Source organism: Mycobacterium sp. URHB0044, assembly GCF_000620625.1.
Taxonomy (GTDB): Bacteria; Actinomycetota; Actinomycetes; order Mycobacteriales; family Mycobacteriaceae; genus Mycobacterium.
Window position 1 is genome coordinate 103,429 of the sequence record NZ_JIAW01000013.1, and the last position, 23,124, is coordinate 126,552.

Genomic DNA, 23,124 nt, shown 5'->3' on the forward strand with positions numbered 1-23,124 from the left:
AGTCACTAAGTGAACCGGTTTACCCGCGCCGCGGGCGGTTCTAACGCCCGCTAGGCGTGTTCGGGCGTGCGGTCGAGGTCGCGCAGCGACGGCAGCCCCAATGCGACGAGCCCCAGCACCACCATCGGCAAGGACAGCGCGAAGAACGTCGCCTTCAGGCCTGCCGCGTCGGCGAGCGGCCCCGCGAGGATCAGGCCCAGCGGTCCCGCCGCGTAGGTCAGCGAGCCCATCACCCCGACCACCCGGCCGCGCAGGTGCAGTGGCGCACGGGTCTGCATGACGTAGTTGTAGATCGGCGCCATCGGGCCGTAGACGAAGCCGACGACCGCGCACAACACCAGGATCACCGGCAGCGGCGGCAGGAACGCGATGATCGTCATCGCCACGCCCAACGTCAGCACGGCGATCAACATCGTGGTGCGCCGCTTGACGTACTTCGACGTCACCGCATATCCCAGCGCACCCACCAGCCCGCCGACCGACAGTGCCATCAGCACCCAGCCCAGTTGCGCGGGTTCGTCGCGGTCCGTGAAGTACTTCGGGAACAGCACGCTCTCCATCGGCATGTACAGCCCCGTCGCGGCGAGGTCGATGAACGCCAGCGTGCGCAACACCTTCAGGTTCCACACGAACGACAGCCCCTCGACCACCCCCGCCCACACGCCATCGGGCAGGGCATCGCGGTCCGGCTTGCCCGCACCCTCCAGGCGCAGCACGGCGATCGAGACGATCGACAGACCGAATGCCCCGGCCGTCACCCACATGGTGTTGACGCCACCCAGGGTGGTGATCAGGAGGCCGCCGATGCCGGGACCCACGATGTAGGCCAGGTTGAAGGTGGCCTCGTACACGCTGTTCGCGTGGTCGAGCGTCCAGCCGGCCCGCGTCGCCGCCTCGGGCAGCATCGTTTCGCGTGCGGTCATCCCTGCCGGGTCGAAGAATGCGCCGAGCGCGGCCAGACCGGCGAGCACCGCGACGTTGATCGCGTCCACCCCGAACATCAGGGCGATCACTGGGACCGCGGCCACCGACAGCGCCGACAGCGCGTCGGAGATCATCGACACCCGGCGCCGCCCGAGGTAGTCGACCGCCGCACCGGCGATCAGGGTCGCCACCAACAGTGGCAACGTCCCCGCCATGGCGACGATCGACGCGTCCAACGCGGATCCGTTGCGCTGCAGCACCAGCCAGGGAAAGGCGATCATCGAGATGCCGTTGCCCGCGCCGGCCGTCAGCGCAGCGAACAGGATCAGATACAGCGGGCCGCGCTTCTTGATGATCATGGGGTATCGCGGCTGAATGTAGCAGTGGCCGTCACCCGTCGGCGACGGATTTTCTGGGCGCAGGCACAGTAGTTGCGCAGTGCAGGGCACAGTGGAGTCGTGCAGTTGCCGCATCCGCGCACCGGCGCACCGTACGACTCGCCGGTGCCGCCCGGTTCCGGCTGGCCGGGAGACCCTGCCACACCGCACACCGCGGTGGCGTCGTCGGCGGCGCAGGTGGCGTCGCTGGCGGAGGCGGTCGCGACGCTCGACGAGCTCGACGCGCTGGTGTCGGTCTGCCGGGCCTGCCCGCGCCTGGTCGAGTGGCGCGAGGAGGTGGCGATCGTCAAGCGCAAGTCGTTCGCCGACGAGCCGTACTGGGGTCGGCCGATCCCCGGCTGGGGTGCGCCGCGTGCGCGGATCGTGATCGTCGGCCTTGCGCCTGCCGCGCACGGCGGCAATCGCACGGGGCGGGTGTTCACCGGCGACCGGTCGGGCGACTTCCTGTTCGCCGCCCTGCACCGAGCCGGTCTGGCCAACCAGGCGCCCAGCATCGACGCGGCGGATGGCTTGGCGCTCAACGATGTTCGGATGGCCGCGGCGGTGCGCTGCGCGCCGCCTGCCAACGTGCCGACGCCGGCCGAGCGGTCGACGTGCGCGCCGTGGCTCGATGCGGAGTGGCGTCTGCTCGGACCCGACGCGCGGGTCCTCATCGCGTTGGGCGGCTTCGCCTGGCGGGCCGCGCTCGACATGCTTCGCGCGGGCGGTGGAGTCGTCGGCGTTCCGCAGCCGAAGTTCGGCCACGGCGCGACAGCGGCGGTGTCCACCCCGTACGGCGAGATCACGCTCGTCGGGTGCTACCACCCCAGCCAGCAGAACACGTTCACCGGCAAGCTCACCCCGGCGATGCTCGACGACGTCTTCGCCACGGCCAAACGGCTGGCCAACGAGTGATTTGGGCACGTCTGGGTGCGGTGACCGCAACCCGACGTGCACAAATCGCTGGGAACGTATGGCAGACGACTGGCGTTGACCCACACGTGCGACTCTCCGTTCTCGACCTCATTCCCGTCCGCAGCGACCAGACCACCGCTGACGCCCTGCAGGCGACCGTCGGGGTGGCGCAGACCGCCGACGCGCTGGGCTACACCCGCTACTGGGTGGCCGAGCACCACAACATGCCCGCCGTCGCGGCCACCAGCCCGCCCGTCGTGCTCGGCTACCTGGCCGGGCAGACCCATCAGCTCCGGCTCGGCTCGGGCGGCGTCATGCTGCCCAATCACGCGCCTTTGGCAGTGGCCGAGCAGTTCGCGCTGCTGGAGGCCGCCGCGCCGGGTCGCATCGACCTGGGCATCGGCCGCGCGCCAGGCTCCGATCCGGTGACCTCCATGGCGTTGCGCGGCGCCGCGGGCCGCGACGACACGGACATCGAGAAGTTCCCGCAGTACCTCGACGACGTGGCCGCGCTGATGAGCGCCACCGGCGTGCACGTGTCGATCAGGGGCCGAAACCTGATGGAGGACAACTACGTTCTGAAGGCGACGCCAGCCGCGGGCAGCGAACCGCGGTTGTGGCTGCTCGGCTCGTCGCTCTACTCGGCGCACCTAGCCGCCGCGAAGGGGCTGCCGTACGTGTTCGCCCACCACTTCTCGGGGCAGGGCACCGAGGAGGCGCTGGCCGTCTACCGCTCTGAGTTCCGGCCAAGCGACCTGGCGCCCGCTCCCACCACGTTCATGACCGTCAACGCATCGGTCGCGGCCACCCGTGCCGAGGCGGAAGCCCTGATGCTCCCGAACTTGCACATGATGGCCTTGCTGCGCACCGGCCAGCCGCTGCGCGCGCTGGACCTCGTCGAGGACGCGCAGGGCCTGGTACTGAGCCACCAGCAGCAGGCCATCGTCGATGCGGGGCTGTCCCGCGCGATCGTCGGATCCCCGACGGAGGCCGCCGATCAGGTGCGCGAGCTGGCGGAGCACTTCGGGGTCGACGAGGTCATGGTCAACCCCGTCGCCTCCGCGTATCGCGGCGTCGACCCGGCGACCGCGCCCGCCCGCGAGACGACGCTCGAGCTGCTCGCCAAGGAGCTCTTCTAGGGCGCGACGGCGAGCCGTCAATTAGGCACGACGGCGAGCCGTCAATTAGGCAGAAGCCTGATGATCGGAATCGGCCGCGTGGTGCGTTCCTGATATCCCTTGTAGCGGTTCTCGTTGCCCCGCATGTTGTTGACGACCTCCCACAACCGCGGGTAGTCCGGGTCATCCGGCGTGATGGGCTTCGCCGTGACGGCGAATCGCTTTGGGCCGACGTTGATCTCGACGTTCGGGTTGGCCTTGAGGTTGTGGTACCAACCCGGTGCCTTGGGATCGCCACCCTTCGACGCCACGACCAGATAGTCGTCACCGTCATGGGCATAGCTGAGCGAGTTGGCGCGCTTCTGGCCCGTCTTCGCTCCGACCGTGTGCAGGATCAGTTGCGACGGGCCGCCGGGGATCGTGTGTCCGATCCGGCCGCCTGAGCGCTTGTAGACGTTGTCGTGCAGCATCAGCAGCGGTTTGCCGACGTTGTTCTCGAGCCAACGGGAGATGTTCATCGCCTCAGTCTGTCACCGGAGGCCGACGCGCTAGGCGTCGATTTCCGCCAATGCCTCGCGAAGGATGCGCCCGGATTCCTCGCGGTCGGGGTCGCGGCGCAGCAGCATGCCCTTGGCGAACGACAGTTTGTCGCCGTTGCGGCGGGGGACCACGTGCAGGTGGATGTGAAACACGGATTGGAACGCGGCCTTGCCGTCGTTGATGGCGATGTTGTTGCCGTCGGCCTTGAGCTCTGAATTCCGTGCCGCCTTGGCTATCCGTTGCCCGATGCGCACCATCTCGGCGATGGTGTCCGGAGGGGTATCCGTCAGGTCGACGGTGTGCTTCTTGGGGATGACGAGGGTGTGCCCGCGGGTGAAGGGGCGGATGTCGAGGATGGCGAGATACTCGTCGTCCTCGTAGACCCGGATCGCGGGTGCCTCCCCGGCGACGATGGCGCAGAACACACATGACATGCAGGCAACGTTAGCGTGATCCCGAAACGCCGAGTGTGATCCGTTGTACGTTGACGACGTGGCAGCAGACGTCGACTTGGAGGCGTTGGGCCTGCTCGACGGCCTCGAAGGGGAGGCACGCCAGGAGCGCGCCGAACTCATCGCGTGGCTGATCGACCGGGGCTTCGACGTCGACCAGATCCGCGGGTCGGTCGCCGCCCCGATGATGCTGCCGGCGAACAGGGTGCTCGGCGACGACGGGGACTTCGTGTCGGCGCGCGAGATCTGCGAGGCAACCGGTATCGACGTGGAGCTGTTGCTGCGCCTGCAACGCGCGATCGGCCTGCCCCGCATCGAGGATCCCGACGCGGCGGTGTTGTTGCGGTCGGATGCCGAGGCGGCGGCGAGCGCGAAATTCCTCGTGGACCTGGGTATGGCATCGGAGGACATCGTCGGCGTCATGCGCGTGGTGACCGAGAGTCTCGGTCACGCTGCGGCGACGATGCGTGAGGCGGCGCTGAAGACGGTGCTGCGGCCGGGAGCCTCCGAGATCGAGGTAGCCAAGGCGTCCGAGGATCTGGCGATCAGTGCGGCCCCGATGCTCGGGCCGATGATGGACAACCTCATCCGTCTCGAACTGCGGCACACGTTCGAGGCCGAGGCCGTGAATGCCGCCGAGCGGGCGGCTGGCAGATTGCCGGGGGCTCGGCTCGTGACGGTAGCGTTCGCCGACCTTGCCGGCTTCACCAAGCTCGGTGAAGCGCTACCTGCCGAAGAGCTGGAACACGTCGCCAGCAGGCTGGCCGAAATCGCACACGACGTGGTTGCCGCACCGGTGCGGTTCGTCAAGTCGATCGGCGACGCCGTGATGCTGGTGTGCTACGAGCCCGCGCCGCTGCTGGCGGCCGTCCTCGAACTCGCCGACGCCGCGAAGGCAAATGGCTTGCCGCGCCTGCGGATTGGCCTTTCCTCCGGGTGCGCCGTCAGTCGTGCCGGCGACTGGTTCGGCAGTCCGGTCAACGTGGCGAGCCGCGTGACCGGCGCGGCGCAGCCCGGAACGGTTCTGGTCGACGAGTCCACCCATGACGCCGTCGGCAACGCCAGGGGTTTCGATTGGTCGCCGGCAGGAGCGCGGCACCTCAAGGGCGTCCGCGGCGACGTCAAGCTCTTCCGCGTGCGCCGGGCCGCGCACGACGCTTAGAGGTTCTCCTTCGCCCAGTCGGCCAGCCGGCGGTCGCGCTCTTCGGCGTCGACGTTCTCAACCCGCGTCATCACCGCCCAGCGCTGCCCGAACGGGTCGACGATCGAGGCGAACCGGTCGCCCGTCACGAACGTCTGCACGTCCTCCCGGATCGTGGCCCCGGCCTTGGCGGCGCGGGCGACGACGTCGTCCACGTCCGCGCAGTACAGCACCATCGAATGGGTGACGGACTCCTTGCGTTCGGGCGCTTCGAGCTTGTAATCGGCGTTCGGGTCGGACAGTTGCAGGCGGCCGTTGCCGAAGTCGAGTTCGGCGTGCGCGATGGTTTCGTTCGGGCCGTCCATCTTCTCGGTCAAAGTCGCGCCGAACACGGACGTGTAGAACTCGATGGCTTCTGCGGCGCCGTCGACGACCAGGAACGGGGTCAGGCTGGTGTAGCCCTCCGGAATCGGTTTCACGTTCATGTCTGCCAGTTTCGTAGGGTCATCACCATGGGCGCTTGGAAAAACGCGTCACCTCAACTCGGCGTGGTCGGCCGGGCTGCCACCACGTCGGTGTTCGACCTCGACCGGTGGGCCCCGTCCGACGACGCTGCCCGCTGGGTCGAGCACTTCTGGTCGGTCAGCTGGGATCTGCGCGGCCGCCCGCCCTTCACCAGCGCCGTCATCACCTTCCCGGTCGTCCACCTCACCCACGAATGGGGCACCGACTCGCCACGCCACGGCTATCCACTGCCGAGCACCCTGATCCAGGGCGTCGTGGAGGAGGTCTTCACCACGACGCTGTCCGAGCGCGGCGCCGTGGTCGGAGCGCGCTTCTGGCCGGGCGGATTCGCGGCCCGGTTCGACCGGGATGCGGGCGCACTGACCGGCCGCACCGTCCCCATCGACGACGACCTGTTCGGCTACCGATTGGATCTGGAGGACGACCGAGATACGGCGTCGGCGCGGATGGATGAGGCGATCGCGGCGTACCGCGGCGACGACGACCCGACCTACCGCGCGTTGACCACGCTGGTGCACCGCATCCGCGACGACGACACGCTGCACCGCGTCGAGCAGGTGATGGCGCATTCACCGTGGAGCGTGCGCACCACGCAGCGCGTGTTCCGCCGCTACGTCGGCGTTCCGGTGAAGTGGGTGCTGTGCCGCTACCGGTTGCAGCACGCCGCGTTGGAGATCGAGACCAATCCGTCGGTCGACTTCGCCGACCTCGCGGTTCGGCGGGGCTGGTACGACCAGGCGCACTTCATCAACGACTTCCGGTCGATGCTCGGCTGCACGCCGGGCGAATACGCCACCAGACACGGCTAGCTGACCCAGACTGGGCCCGTGGACCCTCGCGACCTCGCCTACACCGGTGCCGCCGAGCAGGCTCGCCTGCTCGCCTCCGGTACCGTCACCGCACCCGCACTGCTGGACGTCTACCTGGACCGCATCGCGCGACTGGACGGCGAATTGCGTTCGTACCGGGTCGTTCTCGCCGACTCCGCCCGGCGGGAGGCGGCCGAGGCGCAGCAGCGGCTCGACGCGGGGGAGCGGCTGCCGCTGCTCGGCGTGCCGATCGCGATCAAGGACGACGTCGACGTCGCGGGTGAGGTGACCACCTACGGCAGCAGCGCGCACGGCCCGGCCCGCACGGCCGACGCCGAGGTGGTGCGACGGTTGCGCGCGGCCGGCGCGGTGATCGTCGGCAAGACCTGCGTGCCCGAGCTGATGCTCTGGCCGTTCACCGAGACCGTCACCTTCGGCGCGACCCGCAACCCGTGGAACACCGACTTCGCGCCGGGCGGCAGCAGCGGCGGCAGCGCGGCCGCCGTGGCCGCGGGCCTGGCCGCGCTGGCATTGGGCTCCGACGGCATGGGGTCCATCCGGATCCCGTCGACGTGGTGTGGGCTGTTCGGCATCAAGCCGCAACGCGACCGGGTGCCCCTGGCGCCGCACGACGGGGCGTGGTGCGGCCTCAGCGTCAACGGACCGATCGCGCGGACCGTCGCCGACGCGGCGCTGTTCCTCGACGTGACGGCGACGCAGGCGCCGGAGGATGGTTTCGCCGCGGCGGCGGCACGCGCACCGGGTCGGCTGCGAATTGCCTTGAGTGCCAAGGTTCCTCCGCCGCTGACGGCGTGGGTCGGCAGGGCGCAACGCACCGCGCTCGACGACGCAGGGGCGCTACTGCGCGACCTCGGCCACGACGTGGTCCGCCGCGATCCCGACTATCCGCCCAGCGCGGTGTACGGCCAGGGACTGCCGCGCTACTTCCGCGGCGTGCACGACGACGCGAAGGCGCTGCCGCGGCCGGAGCGGCTCGATCGTCGCACCCGTGCGTTCGCGCGGATCGGCGGACTGGTGTCGGAGCGGCGGGTGGCGTCGATGGCGGCCGCCGAGGGGGACGTGACTGCCCGAATCAACGCGATCTTCGACGACGTCGACGTGCTGATTACGCCGGGCACGGCGATGGGGCCGTCGCGGGTGGGCGCGTATCAACGTCGCGGCGCCGTCTCGACGTTGGCGATGGTGGCCGGCCGCGTGCCGTTCCAAGCCCTGTTCAACGTGACGGGACAGCCCGCCGCGGTGGTGCCGTGGGGGTTGGACGGCAACGGCATTCCGACGTCGATTCAACTCGTCGGCCGACCGTTCGACGAGGCGACGCTGCTGTCACTCGCCGCGCAGATCGAGGCGGCGCGACCGTGGGCGCACCGCCGGCCGCCCCTGTCATGAAGCCTGTGAACTAGGTGAGTGCCCCGACGACGTCGGGCTTCATGGCGAGGAGTTGCGCGCCCCAGTAGCCCCAGCTGTGCGTGCCGGTCGGCGGGAAGTTGAACGTCGCGTTCGACCCGCCTGCCCCGAGATAGGCGGCCTGGAAGTTGAGGTTGGACTTGAGCGTGAAGTTCTCGAGGAACTGCTGCGGAATGCCGCTCGTCGCGCCCTCCAACTCGCCGGGAGTTCCGCTGCCGCAATAGATCCAGAGCCGGGTGCCGTTGGAAACCAAGCTGCCCACGTTCACCGTCGGGTCGTTGCGCACCCATGCCGGATCGCCAGGCGGACCCCACATGGCACCGGCGTTGAAGCCACCCGAATCGTTCATCGCGAGGCCGACCAGCGGCGGCCAGAACGGATCGGACAGGTTCAGAAAGCCGGATAGTGAACCGGCGTAACTGAACTGGTTCGGGTGGTACGCGGCGAAGATCAACGCCGACGAGCCACCCATCGACAGGCCCACTACGGCGTTGCCGCTTCGCGAGATGCCCTTGTTGCTCGCCAGCCACGCGGGCAGCTCGCTGGTCAGAAACGTCTCCCACTTGTACGTCTGTGTGGTGCCGTTGCCGACGGCCGGCTCGTACCAGTCGGTGTAGAAACTCGACATGCCGCCGACGGGCATTACCAGTGACACCCCGGATTGGTAGTACCACTCGAAGGCTTGGGTGTTGATGTCCCACCCATTGAGGTCGTCCTGCGCCCGCAGGCCGTCCAACAGGTAGATGGCGTGGGGGCCACCGCCCTGGAATTCGATGCGGACGTTGCGGCCCATCGACGGGGACGGCACGTCCAGGTATTCGACGGGAAGGCCGGGTCGGGAGAATGCGTGCGCGGTACCCGCGCCACCGGTGACGACCGTCAGGCCGGCCACCACAACGAGCGCCAGGCCAATGCCCAGCGTCTTTCCGAGAATCCTGGGAATCACCCAAGTGCCGGTACCCACCCCGAACCGCTTGAAACCACCAAGATCAGAATTGGTTTTTCAGCCGACTTCACGCCACTGGGCGAGCTTGTCGGCGAACGTCATCGGCAGCGCGCCGCTAGTCGACGGAAGTCGGACGGTCGGCAACGGCGTGTCGACGTGGCGCTCGAACAGCTGATGTGCCGTCAACCCATTGACGAACACCCGCTCAATTCCGGGGTGAGCCATGAACAGCGGCCCGAAGTCGTTTACCACCAACGTCTTTCGGTCGATCTTGACGTCCATGCTGCCGACCCGCCTGCAGCTGTGCACGACGTCCCACAACGCCACCCCGTGACGCGTCACCGACTCGATCCGCTGCTCGTAGGTCGCGTCGGGGTCAAAGCCGAACACAGTGCCCAGCAGACGCCAGAACTGGTTGCCCCGGTTGGCGTAGTACTGGCCGGAAGCCAGTGACCGCTCGCTCGGGAACGAACCGAGGATCAACACCCGTGCGCCGTCGGCGACGACGGGTGCCAGTCCTTCACGTAGCGGCTCGGTCACGGTCCGAGGATAGATGCGCGACACTATCCGGCATGGCACTCTTCGGAAGCTCTGACGACGATCTGGCGCGCCGAGTCGAACAACTCGAGCAGCGGGTCGTGGCGCTCGAACGCGCCCTGGCACACGCGGGCATCGAACGGGCCGTGCCGCGGCCCGCCGGCGAGTTCAGCGACGGGTGGATCAGCGACGAGGTACGCAGCCTCGCCGCCAGCGGCAAGAAGATCGAAGCCATCAAGGTGCTGCGCGAACAGACCGGCCTGGGCCTCAAGGAGTCCAAGGACGCCGTCGAGCGGCTGTGAATCCTACGATGCGTGCACGCTCGGTCGCGCTCAACGCAACCGAGCGTGCACACGTCGCGCCGTTAGCTGAGGTGGTGTACCTCCTGCAGGCCGTACACGGGCGTCGGAATTCCCGCGTGGCGGGCCTTGAGTTGCAGTGCCAGATACAGCGAGTAGTGCCGTGACTGGTGCAGGTTGCCGCCGTGGAACCAGAGGTTGTCCTGCTGGGTGGGCTTCCACATGTTGCGCTGCTCGCCCTCCCACGGCCCGGGATCCTTGGCGGTGCCCGAGCCCAGCCCCCAGACCTTGCCGACCTTGTCGGCGACGTCCTGGCCGATGAGGTCGGCCGCCCAGCCGTTCATCGAGCCGTACCCGGTGGCGTACACCACGACGTCGGCGGGCAGCACCGTCCCGTCGGCCAGTACCACCGCGTCTTCGGTCAGGTGGTCGACCTGTCCGTGGGCCAGCTTGATGGTGCCGTCGGCAACCAGGTCGGAGGCGCCGACGTCGATGTAGTAGCCCGACCCGCGGCGCAGGTACTTCATGAACAGCCCGGAGCCGTCGTCGCCCCAGTCCAGGTCGAATCCGGCGGCGGCCAGGCGGTCGTAGAAGTCCTTGTCCCGCTCGCGGATTGCGTCATAGATGGGGATCTGGAACTCGTGCAAGATGCGGTACGGCAGCGACGCGAACGTCAGGTCGGCCTTCTCGGTCGTCATGCCGGCGGCCACCGCCCGCTCCGAGTAGAGGTCGCCGAGACCGAGTTCCATCAACGAGTCGGACTTCACGATGTGCGTCGAGGACCGCTGCACCATCGTCGTGTCGACGGCGTTCTCCACCAACGCCTTGCAGATGTCGTGCGCGGAGTTGTTGGAGCCGATCACCACCGCGCGCTTGCCGACGTAGCGGTCCGGACCCGGGTGGGCGCTGGAGTGGTGCTGGTCACCACGGAACACGTCCTGGCCGGGAAGCGTTGGCACGCTGGGCTTGCCGGACATCCCGGTCGCCAGCACCAGATGCGCGGGCCGCAGCGTCACCCGTTCGCCGTCCCGGTCCACCTCGACGGTCCACCGCTGCTCGGCGTCGTCGAAGGACGCCGACAGGCAGGTGGTCTTCGACCAGTACGGCACCTCCATCACCCGCGTGTAGAACTCGAGCCAGTCACCGATCTTGTCCTTGGGCGCGAACACCGGCCAGTTCGGTGGGAACGGCAGGTACGGCAGGTGGTCGTACCACACCGGGTCGTGCAGGCAGAGCGACTTGTACCGGTTGCGCCACTGGTCGCCGGGCCGTTCGTGCTTGTCGAGGACGATGGCCGGCACGCCGAGCTGGCGCATCCGCGCACCGAGCGCGATGCCGCCCTGGCCACCGCCGACGATCAGGACGAAGGGCTGCTCCGAATAGCCCAGTGACGCCTCTTCGGCGAGCCGCTTCTCGGCCCACGACCGGGTGTCGGGGTCGCTGCCGTGCACGGCGCCTAGGACGCGCGACGCACCCTTGCGCTCCTCGTGGCCCTTGAGTTCCTGCATCGCGGTCAACAACGTCCACGCCTGATCGTCCTTGAGCCGCAGGTGCCCGGTGCCCCGCCCCACCGCGGTCTCGAATTCGATGAAGGCGGACACGACGCCGTCGCCGTCGTCGGTTGCGGCCTCGCGGGTCCGGAAGCCGGCGGGGTCGGTGGCGGCCAGTCGCGCCGTCAGCATGTCGGCGATGCCGTCGCGGCCCTCGACGGTCTTGATGTTCCAGGTGAACGCGACCAGGTCGCGCCAGAAGGAGTCGACGGCGAACTTGCCGACGACCCGATCGATGTCGCGGGTGGCCAGTGCGAGCTCGAAGTCGGCCAGCCACGCGTCGATGCGGTCCTGGGGAGATCTGGTGGCGGCTGGAGGGGCATCAACGGTCTGAGTCATGTGAGCCACAACACACCATCTGCCGCACCCTCACAAGGGTTGCAACCTGGTGCAACTCTTCCGCTTGTGTGCCAGCTCACATAGAAACAGCGACATGAAAGCAGCTGTGTACTACGGACCGAACAAGCTCGAGGTCGCCGACGTGCCCGAACCGCAACCCACCGCGGGCACCGTCCAGGTGAAGGTGGGGTTCAACGGCATTTGCGGCACTGACCTGCACGAGTACTACGCGGGGCCGATCTTCGTGCCCACCGAGCCGCACCCGCTGACCGGTCAGCAGATGCCGCTGGTGATGGGACACGAGTTCTCCGGCGTCGTCACCGCCGTAGGCGAGGGGGTCACCGGCTACGCCGAGGGCGATCGGGTGGCGATCGAGCCGATCTACCGGTGCGGGCACTGCGGCCCCTGCCAGGCGGGCAACTACAACATCTGCGCCCAGATCGGCTTCCACGGACTCATGTCCGACGGCGGCATGGCCGAGTACACCGTCGTGCCGACCAACATGCTGCACCGGTTGCCCGACAACGTCTCGCTCGAACTCGGCGCGCTGGTCGAACCGATGTCGGTGGCGTATCACGCGGCGACGCTCGGTGAGCCCCAACGGGGCGGGACGGCCATGGTGTTCGGCGCAGGCCCCATCGGTATCGGGCTGTGGTTTGCGTTGCGTGGCAAGGGCGTCGACGACGTCTTCGTCGTCGAGCCGTCGGCCACCCGGCGCGCGGCCATCGAGGCGCTCGGCGCCACCACCCTGGACCCCGGCGGCGTCGACGTCGCCGCGTTCATCGCCGACCACACCAGGGGCAGCGGTGCCGACGCCGTCTATGACGCGGCCGGCGTGGCGCCTGCGGTGGCGACGGCCCTGGCGTGCGTCGGTGCGCGTCGGCCCATGGTCAGCGTCGCCATCTACGAGAAGCCGTTGACCACACCGCTGCTCAACCTCGTCATGAACGAATCCCGCATCCAGGGCTCGCTGTGCTACACGTCGGCCGACTTCGAAGCGGTGATCGGCCTGATGGCCAACGGCGTGTACGACACCACCGGCTGGGTGACGGCGATCGGCATCGACGACGTCGTCGACGAGGGGTTCGAGGCATTGCACGCGGGCACCAAGATGAAGGTCCTGGTCGACCCGTCCAAATGACTGAAAGGCGCAGGGAAATGACAAGATTCATGCAACCACCGCTCATCGACAAGGTGGCCTTGGTCACCGGGGCGGGCCGCGGCATCGGCCGCGGTATCGCGCTCGAACTGGCCCGCCAGGGCGCCGACGTGGCGCTCGTCGACGTCACCGCCGACGGGATCGCCTCGGTAGCCGACGAAGTGGCCGAAATCGGCTCGAAGGCAACCACCTTCGTGGCCGACGTTAGCGACCGTGCCGCAGTGTTCGCCGCGGTCGACCACGCCGCATCGGCGCTCGGCGGCTTCGACGTCATGGTGAACAACGCAGGCATCGCGCTGGTGGGCCCGATCGATGAGGTGACCGCGCAGGAGCTGTCCCGGCTGTGGGCCATCAACGTCGACGGCGTGCTGTGGGGAATCCAGGCGGCGGTCGCGAAGTTCAAGGCGCGAGGCACGCCGGGCAAGATCATAAATGCGTCGTCGATCGCGGGGCACGAGGGGTTCGCGATGCTCGGTCCGTACAGCGCGACCAAGTTCGCGGTTCGGGCGCTGACCCAGGCCGCGGCCAAGGAGCACGCAGTCGACGGGATCACGGTGAACGCCTACTGCCCGGGCGTGGTGGGCACCGACATGTGGGTGGAGATCGACAAGCGGTTCGCCGAGCTCACCGGTGCGGCGGTGGGCGAGACGTTCGAGAAGTTCTCCGCCACCATCGCGCTCGGACGCTCCGAGACCCCCGACGACGTCGCGGGCTTCGTGGCGTACCTGGCCGGTCCCGGAGCCGACTACATGACCGGTCAGGCCGGGCTGATCGACGGCGGCATGGTGTACCGGTGATGGAGCGACCCGTACCCGGCGTGACTGATCGTGTGACGTAGCGCACAATCGACATCGATGGCCAACTCATCGGCGATACCAGAGCCTGCCGTCGCGGCCGGTGACGACCCGCGCAGCTACGCCATGCTGCTGTCCGAGGTCTACGACGCGACGATGGCGGGCACCCGCGGCCCCGCACGGCCGAGGGACGTCATCGCCGATTCGTGGAACAGATTGTTGGGCAAGGGCATCGACCCCGATCGGCATTCACCGCCGGACGTCGACACCGGCGGCGTCGACGTCTTGCGGCAGACCTCCGGTTTGTTCGCCGTGCTGGACGACGTGTCGCGCGGGCTCGAGTCGGTGATCGAGGGCGGCGACAACATCCTGGTCGTGGCAGACGCGCGAGGCCGGGTGCTGTGGCGGTACGGCTCGTCGCGGGTGCTGAACAACGCCGACCGGCTCGGCTTCGTGGAAGGTGCCACGTGGAGTGAGAACGCCGTCGGCACCAATGCGATCGGCACCGCCCTGGTGTCGCACCGCGCCGTCCAGGTGTTCTCCGCCGAGCACTTCCTGCGCAGCCACCACCCGTGGACGTGCGCGGGCGCGCCGATCCGGGATCCGCGGACCGGCCAGGTGGTCGGCGTCGTCGACGTCTCCGGTCCCGCAGCCACGGTGCACCCCACGACGATCGCGCTGGTGGACCTGGTCGCCCGGCTGGCGGAATCGCAGCTGCGTGAGGTGCACGACCGCACGCTCAACCGCCTGCGCATGGTGGCCGCGCCCATCCTCGCGCGCGTCGGCAGACCCGCCCTGGCGGTGGATCAGCACGGCTGGGTGGCCGCGGTGGATTCGTTGCCACCGCACAATCGGATTCTGTTGCCGGACAACGGTGTTCCTGGCCGCACCTGGATCCCTTCGCTCGGCGCGTGCGACGTCGAATCCCTGCCGGGCGGCTGGCTGGTGCGCTTGGCCGATGAGGTTGGGGAGGGGCCCGAAGCGTCGCGGATCACCCTCGATCTGCGCGACGGCGCGGCACCGAGCCTCGAGTTGGTTGGGCAGTTCGGCCGCTGGCGGCGCGACATGTCGCCGCGGCATGCCGAGATCTTGCACGTGCTGGCGACCCACCGGCAGGGCCGCTCGGCGACCGAGTTGGCCGACGACCTCTACGGCGACCGCTCGCGCGTGGTCACCGTGCGCGCCGAGATGTCGCGGCTGCGCAGGCAGTTCGTCGGATTGGTGCTTGGCAGGCCCTACCGGTTCCCGGAGTCGGCCGTCGTCGACGTCCGGTATCCCGCCGACATGACCACGTTCCTGGCGTCGTCGACGGCGCCGGCTATCCGCGCGGTACGCGGTATACGTTGACCCGGTGCCCGAACACGTAGACGTCGAAGCGTCCGGTCTGCTCGACGGACTGGATGGCGACGCGCGCGAGGAACGCGTCGAGCTGATCGAGTGGCTGCTCGCGCAGGATTTCACCGTCGAGCAGATCCGGGATTCGTTCTCTCCCATACTGCTTGCGCCGCGGCGCATCCTCGGTGACGACGGGACCCTGGTGTCTGCCCGCGAGATCAGCGAGAAGACGGGCATCGACATCGAGCTGCTGCAGCGGCTGCAGACGGCCACCGGGCTGCCGAGGGTGGAGGATCCCGACGAGGCCGTCCTCCTGCGCGTGGACGGGGACGCGTTCGCCTATGCCAAGAAGTTCCTCGAACTCGGGATCAGTGCCGATCAGATCGTGCTCGTCATCCAGGTGCTCGCAGAAGGCCTGACCCGCGCCGCCGACGTCATGCGGTACGCCGGGTTGGCGGCCATTCTGGAGCCCACTGCCAGCGAACTCGACACGGCGAAGGCCGTCGAGGCGCTGATTCGGGACGTGGCACCGCTGCTCGGCCCGCTGATCCAGGACATGCTGCGCCTGCAGCTATTGCACGTGATGGATACCGAGGCGGTCACCACCACGGAACGCGCCGAGGGACTGCACCTGCCCGGTGCGCGTCTGGTGACGATCGGGTTCGCCGATCTGGTCGGGTTCACCCGGCTCGGCGAGGCGGTGCCGCCGGAGGATCTGGAGCAGCTCGCGCAGCGACTGGTGAACATGGCGCGTGAGGTCGCCGTCCCGCCCGTGCGCTACATCAAGAGCATCGGCGACGAGGTGATGCTGGTCAGCGCCGATCCCGTGGCGATGCTCGACGCGATGCTCGACCTGGTCGACGCCACCGAGACCGACGACGACTTCCCCCGCGTGCGGGTGGGCGTGGCGACCGGCATGGCGGTCAGCCGCGCCGGTGATTGGTTCGGCAGTCCCGTCAACCTCGCGAGCCGGATCACCGGAACCGCACGGCCCGGCACGATCCTCGTCTCGGAGCCGACGCGGGACGCAACCGCGGACGTGGACCGGTTCGCCTGGTCGTTCGCCGGCGCCCGGCGTCTGAAGGGCATCAGGGACGACGTGAAGGTGTTCCGGGCGCGGCGGGAGTCTCACTGACTCCTAGCTGTCGACACTGCTGTGAGATCGCGAAAACTCGCGAAAACGCGATCTCACCGCAGTCTCGAGCGGTTGGGCGGTGCGGGGGCGGCCGTCAGCCAGTCGGCTTCTAGGCTGGTGTCGAGCGAGCGTGACGTTGGGGCCTCTCGGGTCTGCGGCGAAACGCCCGCGCGACGATCGGAGAGTGCATGGCAAGCAAGAGAACTGAGGGCCGCATCGCGGCTTTCCTTGCCGCGCGGCCGTTTACGCGAGCGGAAGTGTTCACGGATCCGGGTCCGGTGCCCAGTATGCCGGGTGTCCAAGGCTGGTGGTTTCGCTCGATACCCGGAAACATCGACATCTCGGGCTGCCAGGAGCGCGACGGGCTGACGCTGCTCTACGTCGGGATCAGCCCGACGGCGCCGCCCAAGAGCGGCAAGCCTCCGAGCACCCAGGATCTGCGCAAGCGCATCCGCTATCACTTCGGCGGCGGCAAGGCGGACGCCGAGGGTTCGACGCTCCGCAAGACGCTCGGCGTGCTGCTTGGCGACGAGCTCGGCTTCAAACTGCGCCGCATCGGCGCCGGCGACCGACGCACGTTCGCCGGGGGTGAGGCCGTGCTCAACCAGTGGATGGCCGAGAACGCCCTGGTGTCGTGGCTGGTCCACCCCGAGCCGTGGTTGATCGAGGACGAACTGATCGCCGCTCTCGACCTCCCGCTCAACGTGCAGACCAGCAACAAGCACAACGCGTTCTACCCCGAGTTGACGCGGCTGCGTCGCGAAGCCGCGGTTGGCGCGAACAAGCTGCGCATCCTCAAGGAGTGGTGAACCCCGGACTCGCCGTCACTGCGTGGGGATCTGGATGCCCTCCGAGGGCTGGACGATGACGAAGCCCTGGCCGTAGAACGACACCTGCAGCGCCTCACCCGAACCGCGACCGATCAGCGCGCCCGCCTTGAAGCTCGTCTTCAGCTGCGTCTGCAGGTTCGCCGACCACGCCACCACCGCGTTGGTGTCGGCGAACGTCGGCGCCTCACCGGCGTTGAGCACCACCGGCGGGCCGTCGGTGGTCAGCGCCACCCACCCGGTCCCGCGCAGGGTCGTGTTGAACAGGCCGCCCGTCGCGATGCTGCCGCCCTTCACCCGCTCGATGTTCCAGTCGAGGCTCGTCGAGAACGCGAGCACGTTCTTGCCGCTGATCGACAGGCTGGAATTGTTCAGGTTCAACACGTGCACGTCGAACGCCCGCTCGGCGAGGAACACGTCGCCCTGGCCCTGACAGCGCATCAGCGGCAGGCCTTCACCCGTGAGTGCCTTCTTGATGAACTTGGACGCCCCGCCGCCCTCGAAGGCGAAGTCGACGTTGCCCTGATAGGCGACCATCGAGCCCTGCCGCGCCATGAACGGCTCGCCGAGCCGCACGCGGAGCAGCTTGGAGTTCTGGTTCGCGATCGGCTTCGCTTCCTTCTCGCTGAAGCGGCCGTCGATGAGATCACCGGTGATGCCGGAGAAACCGTCGCCGGAGGGCTGCCCGACCGGAGCCGCCTGCGCCGCGGACGGCTGCCCGGCAGGATCCGCATGACGCCCGCCACCCTGTGGCGGTGCCCCACCCATGGGTGCCGTTCCGGTCCGGCCTTGATGGGAAACCTGGTCTGTCCAACTCTGTCCGTCCCACCACCGGTATTCGTAGCGGCCTTCGGGGTCGGCCTGCCAGCTGCCTGCTCCAGGTCCAGTCACCGTTCGCTCCTCGGGTCGGGTGCGGCACAGCTTTCACGCCGCAGCTTCAGAAACCCTATGGCAACGGCATGAACGCCCATGTCGTGATCGTCCGGAGCGAGGCATGAACTGGCATCCTTGGCAGATGGCAGATGAAATCGACCGGGTGCGGGCCAAGAGCGCGCTTGCGGTCATCAAGCAGCACCCCGGCATGGTGCTGTTCCTCGCGTCACCGGGCATCGTCGCCTTGGGCGTCGTGTGGTTTCTGGTCGGTCCGGGCTGGGCGGCGATCCTGCTGGTTGCGCTCGTCCTGGCTGGTGGAGCGGCACTTCTCCGCAAGCGATAGGGGGCGACGAGTTCGCCCGCGGCGAAAGTCGGTCTGTTACCGCTGCAACGGTGTAATCATGTAATCATGAGACAACATCATCACAGTGGCCGACGTCCCGGACGTTCCGGCGGTTGGCAACAGTCACAGCAGCCCGACGCGGGCGACGCAGCCGAGTGGATCTCCGGTCGGCTTCCCGAAGGCTGGTTCACCGGCGACCCGGAGGTCGTCGTCGACCGCGAGGAAATCACCGTCGTCGGCCGGCTTCCCGAGCCCGACGGCGAGGAAAGCGAAGCCCGCGCCTCCGGGCGCGCGGCCCGCTTCCGTGAGGACACCCGCTCGGAGCGGATGCGCATCGCCGACGAAGCCGAAGCCCGCTATGGGCGCAAGGTCGCCTGGGGCGTCGAGGTCGGCACCGCCGAATCCCCGGAGCGCATCCTCTTCACCCACATCGCGGTACCGGTGATGACCCGGCTCAAGCAGCCGGAACGCCAGGTACTGGACACGCTGGTCGATGCAGGCGTGGCGCGGTCACGCTCCGACGCACTCGCCTGGTCTGTCCGGCTGGTCGGTGAGCACGCCGACGAGTGGTTGACGAAGCTGCGCGACGCCATGTCGACGGTCGAGGATCTGCGCGCCGAGGGGCCGGAGCTCTAACCAGCCCCCACCCGCTCGAGGCCGACGTAGGACGAGCTGAGCGTCGAGGTCTGCGACAACGGGTCGATCGACTCACCGTCGACCAGGAGGTTGCGGTTGACGCCGTAGGACTGGGGCGCATCGCCGCCGCGCGGGTCGAAGATCCGGGAACCCCAGCCGTGGTCGATCACCACCAGCCCGCGGCGTAGTCGCTCGGACAGCGTGGCATCGAGTTCGACCTCGCCGACCGAGGAGAACACCCGCACCCGGTCGCCGTCGCCGATGCCAAGGTCGGCGGCGTCGACCGGGTTGATCAGCACCTCGTTGCGCTTGCCCGCGGGGTGCAGACCCGGCAGCTCGTTGAGCCACGAGTTCATCGAATGTCGGTGTCGCTGGTTGCCGAGTTGAAACGGATACCGTTGCGGCGCAATGGGTGCGGTGGAATCGAGCAGCTCTCGTGTGCGTGCCACGAACTCCGGCGGCGCGACGTGCACGCGTTTGTCGTCGGTGCGCAGTGCGTCCTTGAAGTGGCCGAACTCGCGAGGGCCCAGCACCAGGCCGTGCGGGTTCCTCGTCAGGTCGCGCCATGCGAGCCTGCGGCCGTTGATCTTTCGTGACGTCGCGATCACCAGTCGATCGATCCAATGCGGGCCGAAGGCCAGGCCCGGCCTGCGGGTGAGCGTTGCGACTTTGCGCGAGGCCGTGATGAAGCCGTTGAGCCCCCTGGCGCGGAAGAGCGGGCGTCGCATGGCGATGGCGAGGTCGGTCCAGATCCGCCATTCCTCGCGGGCCCCTGGCGGCGGGTCGACGGCCTTGACCCCGTACTGCACGAACGGCTCGTCGTGCATGCTGCTGGTGAAGGCGGGCAGGTCGTTGCGTTCCAGCCAGTGCACGGCGGGCAGCAGCCAGTGCGCGTGCCGGTGGCTCTCCCGCTGGACGATGTCGATGGCCACCAGAAGGTCCAAGTCGGCAAGTGCCGCATCGAGTTTCGCCCCGTCGGGCCCGGACACGACGGGGTTGCCACAGTTGATCACCATCGCCCGGATCTGACCGCGCCCGGGGGTGGTGATCTCGTCGGGCAGTTCACTGAGCCCGTGCGCGCCGACCACCATCTCCCGCCCTCGCAGCCTGCTGCGGTGCGGCTCGGTCTTGACCATGTCGACCATGCGCAGCGCATCGACGTAACCACGTTCGAACCGCCGTCCGCCGGGCCGGTCCATGCGTCCGGTGATCACGTTCAGCACGTGACCGAGCCACTCGGCGACGGTGCCCGCCTCGTGCAGCGAGACACCGGTCCTGGTGACGACCATCGCCCCGCGTGCGGTGGCGAAACCCCGTGCTACCCGCTCGATGTCGTCCCGTCGCACCTCGCAGCGGGCGGCCAGGTCGTCGAGGTCGGTGTCGGCGACCAGCGCGCGGAGTTCGGGCACTCCGGTGGCCAGGTCGCGACAGTCCTCGGCGTGTTCGAGTCCCTCGTCGAGGATGACCTTCGTCATCGCCAGCAGCAGCGCCCAATCCTGCCCCGGCCGCACGGCGAGGTGCACGTCGGCCTTCACCGCGGTCTCGGTGCGGACCGGGTCGACGACCACGATGGTCGCGCCGGCCTTCTGGCGCTCCAGCGCACGCCGCCAGCCGCCGGGCACGGATTCCAGCCAGTTCCAGGCGCTGACCGCCGGGTTCGTTCCGACCAGCAGGAAGTAGTCGCACTGGTCGACGTCGGACACCGGCGACATGAGCTGTGAGCCGTACATCGCCGAGGCCACGACGTGCATGGCGTTCTGGTCGACCGAGCCGACGAAGTAGCGGCTGTGCGTGCCGATGGCGTCCAGCCACCCGTTCATGAAGATGATGTTCGACGACGAGAAACCCGACGGGTTGCCGTAGTAGACGCCTATCGCGTCGGGACCGTCGGCGTCGATCAGCCGGTTCATCCGCGCGGCAATGTCGGCGATGGCCTCGTCCCAGCTGGCCTCGACATACGAATCGCCAACGCGCCGCATCGGATTCAGAATCCGGCGTGGATGTTCGACGAGCTGGTTGGCGGTGCGTCCCTTCGCGCAGAAGTCCTGCCAGCTGTGCGGGTTCTGCTTGTCGGCCGAGATCTTGGTGATCGTGTTGCCCTGCACCGTCACGTCGATCCCGCAGGCTGCCAGGCAGTACCGGCAGAACGTGTGCACGGTGCCAGTACTCATGCGGTCATCCTGCCCGAACCGGCGGCACACCACGGGCGATTCGCATTGAGCGCACCGCTCACACCTGCGTCATCGACCAGTACTCACCGCGTCGGGCCAGCAGCTCGTCGTGGCTGCCGCGCTCCACGATGCGGCCGGCCTCCATCACCAGGATGACGTCGGCGTCGCGGATCGTCGAAAGTCGGTGCGCGATGATGAAACTGGTGCGGTCACGGCGCAGCTCGGCGGTGGCCTGCTGGATCAGGAGCTCGGTGCGGGTGTCGACCGAGCTGGTCGCTTCATCGAGGACGAGCAGCTGCGGTCGGGCCAGGATCGCCCTGGCGATGGTGATCAACTGCTTCTCACCGGCGCTGACGTTGCCGCCGTCGTCGGTCACCACGGTGTCGTAGCCGTTGGGGAGCATGTGCACGAACCGGTCGACGTGCGCGGCCTTGGCGGCGTCGATCACCTCGGCCTCGGTCGCGTCCGGCCGGCCATAGGCGATGTTGTCGTAGATGGTGCCGGCGAACAACCACGTGTCCTGCAGCACCATGCCGATCCGCGACCGCAGGTCGTGGCGGGTCAGCTCCGTGATGTCGACGTCGTCGACGAGGATCCGGCCCGAATCCACTTCGTAGAACCGCATCAGCAGGTTGACCAGGGTGGTCTTGCCCGCGCCGGTCGGGCCGACGATCGCGACGGTGCTGCCCGGCTCGGCGACCAGCGAGAGGTCTTCGATCACGGGAGTGCCGGGCCGGTAGCCGAAGTGGACGTGGTCGAACTCCACGCGGCCTGCGCCCTTGACGTCCACGCGTGCGGGCGTGGGCGATTCCGGCTGTTGCTCGTCGGCGTCCAGGAGGTCGAAGACCCGCTCCGCGCTGGCGATCCCGGACTGCAGGGTGTTGTACATCGCTGCCATCTGGGTGAGGGGCTGGTTGAACTGGCGCACGTACTGAATGAACGCCTGGATGCTGCCCAGAGTGATCTGGCCCGTCGCAACCTGGATGCCGCCGACGACGGCGACGGCCACGTAACTGAGGTTCCCGATGAAATTGGTGGCAGGCGACACCAGCCCCGACAAGAACTGCGCGCCGAAGCTGGCCTGATAGACGTCGTCGTTGAGCTCCCGGAACTTCTCCTCGGCGATGGCGCGGTGCCCGAACGTCTTGACCACGGTGAAACCGCTGTAGGTCTCTTCGATGTGCGCGTTGAGCCTGCCGGTGTTGCGCCACTGCGCGACGAACAGGCGCTGTGAGCGTCGCGCGATCGTCCGCGTCGCGAGCAACGACAGCGGCACGGTGAGCACGGTGATCAGCGTCAGCAGCGGCGAGATCGTCAACATAGCCACCAGTACGGCGATCAGCGTCAGCACCGAGGTGAGCAGCTGGGCGATCGTCATCGACAGCGACGATTGGATGTTGTCGACGTCGTTGGTGACGCGACTGAGCACTTCGCCACGCTGCCGGGAGTCGAAGTAGGACAACGGCATCCGATGGACTTTGTCTTCGACGTCGGAGCGCAGCTTCACCATGGTGCGCTGGACGACGACGTTGAGCAACCGGGCCTGCATCCAAACGAACAGCGCGGCAATGAGATAGAGGCCGAGCGCCAGAAGCAGGGTGCGGCCGACGGCCCCGAAGTCGACCCCTCGGCCGGGCACGACGTTCATCCCGGACAGCAGGTCGGCGAACGTCGTATCGCCGCGCGCCCTGGCCGCAGCGATGGCCTGCTCCTTGGTGAGTCCCGCGGGCAGTCCCCGGCCGATCACGCCGTTGAACAGCAGGTCGGTGGCGTGGCCAAGGATGCGCGGACCGACCACGCCGATCGCGATGCCGGCGACACCGAGCAGCAGCACCGTGACCGTCATCGCCCGTTGGGGCGTCAGCCGTTTCAGCAGCCGGATCGCCGAGCCCTTGAAGTCGCGGGACCGCTGCGTCGGCGGCTGCGCGCCGCCACGCATCGGGCGACCCATCGG

Annotated in this window: 23 protein-coding genes; 13 read left to right on the top strand and 10 right to left on the bottom strand. The window is 68.3% G+C overall.

Translation table 11 applies throughout. The features are described from left to right. Positions 1-50: 50 nt before the first annotated feature. Positions 51-1,283, bottom strand: coding sequence for an MFS transporter (locus N536_RS0124315; protein WP_029115992.1), 1,233 nt, complete (start codon positions 1,281-1,283; stop codon positions 51-53). A 99-nt stretch (positions 1,284-1,382) separates the two neighbouring features. Here N536_RS0124315 and N536_RS0124320 point away from each other — a divergent pair, with 99 nt between their 5' ends. Together N536_RS0124320 and N536_RS0124325 are read left to right on the top strand one after the other, a co-directional pair. Next, entirely contained in the window at positions 1,383-2,216 is an 834-nt protein-coding gene (locus N536_RS0124320) for a uracil-DNA glycosylase (protein ID WP_029115993.1), read from the top strand. Between the two features lie 86 nt (positions 2,217-2,302). Next, on the top strand, positions 2,303-3,355 hold the full coding sequence (locus N536_RS0124325) for an LLM class flavin-dependent oxidoreductase (RefSeq protein WP_029115994.1): 1,053 nt from the start codon (positions 2,303-2,305) through the stop codon (positions 3,353-3,355). A 41-nt stretch (positions 3,356-3,396) separates the two neighbouring features. Here N536_RS0124325 and N536_RS0124330 read toward each other — a convergent pair whose 3' ends face one another. Both N536_RS0124330 and N536_RS0124335 read right to left on the bottom strand, forming a co-directional pair. After that, the gene (locus N536_RS0124330) at positions 3,397-3,852 is read right to left on the bottom strand and encodes a nitroreductase family deazaflavin-dependent oxidoreductase (protein WP_029115995.1); all 456 of its coding nucleotides are present in this window, start codon (positions 3,850-3,852) and stop codon (positions 3,397-3,399) included. A 30-nt stretch (positions 3,853-3,882) separates the two neighbouring features. Continuing rightward, positions 3,883-4,308: an HIT family protein gene (locus N536_RS0124335; protein ID WP_029115996.1), complete on the bottom strand. Its 426-nt coding sequence runs from the start codon at positions 4,306-4,308 to the stop codon at positions 3,883-3,885. Positions 4,309-4,366: 58 nt separating this feature from the next. Here N536_RS0124335 and N536_RS0124340 point away from each other — a divergent pair, with 58 nt between their 5' ends. Further along, positions 4,367-5,488 carry an adenylate/guanylate cyclase domain-containing protein gene (locus N536_RS0124340; RefSeq protein ID WP_029115997.1) on the top strand — a complete coding sequence of 374 codons (1,122 nt, stop codon included), beginning with the start codon at positions 4,367-4,369 and terminating at the stop codon, positions 5,486-5,488. On the opposite strand, the gene N536_RS0124345 is transcribed toward N536_RS0124340, so the two are convergent. Then, positions 5,485-5,952 carry a glyoxalase/bleomycin resistance/extradiol dioxygenase family protein gene (locus N536_RS0124345; protein ID WP_029115998.1) on the bottom strand — a complete coding sequence of 156 codons (468 nt, stop codon included), beginning with the start codon at positions 5,950-5,952 and terminating at the stop codon, positions 5,485-5,487. The two genes, N536_RS0124340 and N536_RS0124345, sit on opposite strands and share 4 nt — an antisense overlap. A gap of 27 nt (positions 5,953-5,979) precedes the next feature. Here N536_RS0124345 and N536_RS0124350 point away from each other — a divergent pair, with 27 nt between their 5' ends. Continuing rightward, positions 5,980-6,801, top strand: coding sequence for a helix-turn-helix domain-containing protein (locus N536_RS0124350; protein WP_029115999.1), 822 nt, complete (start codon positions 5,980-5,982; stop codon positions 6,799-6,801). Between the two features lie 18 nt (positions 6,802-6,819). Further along, complete coding sequence (locus N536_RS0124355) at positions 6,820-8,208, top strand: amidase (RefSeq protein WP_029116000.1); 1,389 nt, start codon at positions 6,820-6,822, stop codon at positions 8,206-8,208. 10 nt (positions 8,209-8,218) lie between these two features. Here N536_RS0124355 and N536_RS0124360 read toward each other — a convergent pair whose 3' ends face one another. Beyond that, a complete protein-coding gene (locus N536_RS0124360; RefSeq protein WP_231514627.1) occupies positions 8,219-9,139 on the bottom strand; it encodes an alpha/beta hydrolase family protein in 921 nt (306 codons plus the stop codon). A 90-nt stretch (positions 9,140-9,229) separates the two neighbouring features. Continuing rightward, the gene (locus tag N536_RS0124365; RefSeq protein WP_029116002.1) at positions 9,230-9,712 is read right to left on the bottom strand and encodes a DNA-deoxyinosine glycosylase; all 483 of its coding nucleotides are present in this window, start codon (positions 9,710-9,712) and stop codon (positions 9,230-9,232) included. Between the two features lie 32 nt (positions 9,713-9,744). Here N536_RS0124365 and N536_RS0124370 point away from each other — a divergent pair, with 32 nt between their 5' ends. Beyond that, complete coding sequence (locus N536_RS0124370) at positions 9,745-10,011, top strand: ribosomal protein L7/L12 (RefSeq protein WP_029116003.1); 267 nt, start codon at positions 9,745-9,747, stop codon at positions 10,009-10,011. Between the two features lie 62 nt (positions 10,012-10,073). On the opposite strand, the gene N536_RS0124375 is transcribed toward N536_RS0124370, so the two are convergent. Further along, a complete protein-coding gene (locus N536_RS0124375; protein WP_029116004.1) occupies positions 10,074-11,897 on the bottom strand; it encodes an NAD(P)/FAD-dependent oxidoreductase in 1,824 nt (607 codons plus the stop codon). A gap of 94 nt (positions 11,898-11,991) precedes the next feature. On the opposite strand from N536_RS0124375, the gene N536_RS0124380 reads away from it, so the two are divergent. The 5 genes from N536_RS0124380 (at position 11,992) to N536_RS0124400 (ending at position 17,129) form a co-directional block, all read left to right on the top strand. Next, positions 11,992-13,038 (top strand): 2,3-butanediol dehydrogenase, encoded by a 1,047-nt coding sequence (locus tag N536_RS0124380; RefSeq protein WP_029116005.1) that lies wholly within the window; start codon positions 11,992-11,994, stop codon positions 13,036-13,038. A gap of 17 nt (positions 13,039-13,055) precedes the next feature. Beyond that, entirely contained in the window at positions 13,056-13,853 is a 798-nt protein-coding gene (locus N536_RS0124385) for an acetoin reductase (RefSeq protein ID WP_029116006.1), read from the top strand. Between the two features lie 57 nt (positions 13,854-13,910). Beyond that, on the top strand, positions 13,911-15,197 hold the full coding sequence (locus N536_RS0124390; protein WP_029116007.1) for a helix-turn-helix domain-containing protein: 1,287 nt from the start codon (positions 13,911-13,913) through the stop codon (positions 15,195-15,197). A 4-nt stretch (positions 15,198-15,201) separates the two neighbouring features. Beyond that, complete coding sequence (locus N536_RS0124395; RefSeq protein ID WP_029116008.1) at positions 15,202-16,320, top strand: adenylate/guanylate cyclase domain-containing protein; 1,119 nt, start codon at positions 15,202-15,204, stop codon at positions 16,318-16,320. A gap of 188 nt (positions 16,321-16,508) precedes the next feature. Continuing rightward, the gene (locus N536_RS0124400) at positions 16,509-17,129 is read left to right on the top strand and encodes a GIY-YIG nuclease family protein (RefSeq protein ID WP_231514618.1); all 621 of its coding nucleotides are present in this window, start codon (positions 16,509-16,511) and stop codon (positions 17,127-17,129) included. 15 nt (positions 17,130-17,144) lie between these two features. Here N536_RS0124400 and N536_RS0124405 read toward each other — a convergent pair whose 3' ends face one another. After that, a complete protein-coding gene (locus N536_RS0124405; RefSeq protein ID WP_029116010.1) occupies positions 17,145-18,038 on the bottom strand; it encodes an AIM24 family protein in 894 nt (297 codons plus the stop codon). 124 nt (positions 18,039-18,162) lie between these two features. Between N536_RS0124405 and N536_RS0124410 the strand changes: the two genes are divergently transcribed. After that, positions 18,163-18,363 carry a hypothetical protein gene (locus tag N536_RS0124410; protein WP_029116011.1) on the top strand — a complete coding sequence of 67 codons (201 nt, stop codon included), beginning with the start codon at positions 18,163-18,165 and terminating at the stop codon, positions 18,361-18,363. A 66-nt stretch (positions 18,364-18,429) separates the two neighbouring features. After that, entirely contained in the window at positions 18,430-18,999 is a 570-nt protein-coding gene (locus N536_RS0124415; RefSeq protein WP_029116012.1) for a hypothetical protein, read from the top strand. Here N536_RS0124415 and N536_RS0124420 read toward each other — a convergent pair. Next, positions 18,996-21,170 (bottom strand): molybdopterin-dependent oxidoreductase, encoded by a 2,175-nt coding sequence (locus N536_RS0124420; protein ID WP_029116013.1) that lies wholly within the window; start codon positions 21,168-21,170, stop codon positions 18,996-18,998. The two genes, N536_RS0124415 and N536_RS0124420, sit on opposite strands and share 4 nt — an antisense overlap. A gap of 58 nt (positions 21,171-21,228) precedes the next feature. Then, positions 21,229-23,121, bottom strand: a complete 1,893-nt coding sequence (locus N536_RS0124425) for an ABC transporter ATP-binding protein (RefSeq protein ID WP_036437547.1) — start codon at positions 23,119-23,121, stop codon at positions 21,229-21,231. Between the last annotated feature and the right edge of the window lie 3 nt (positions 23,122-23,124).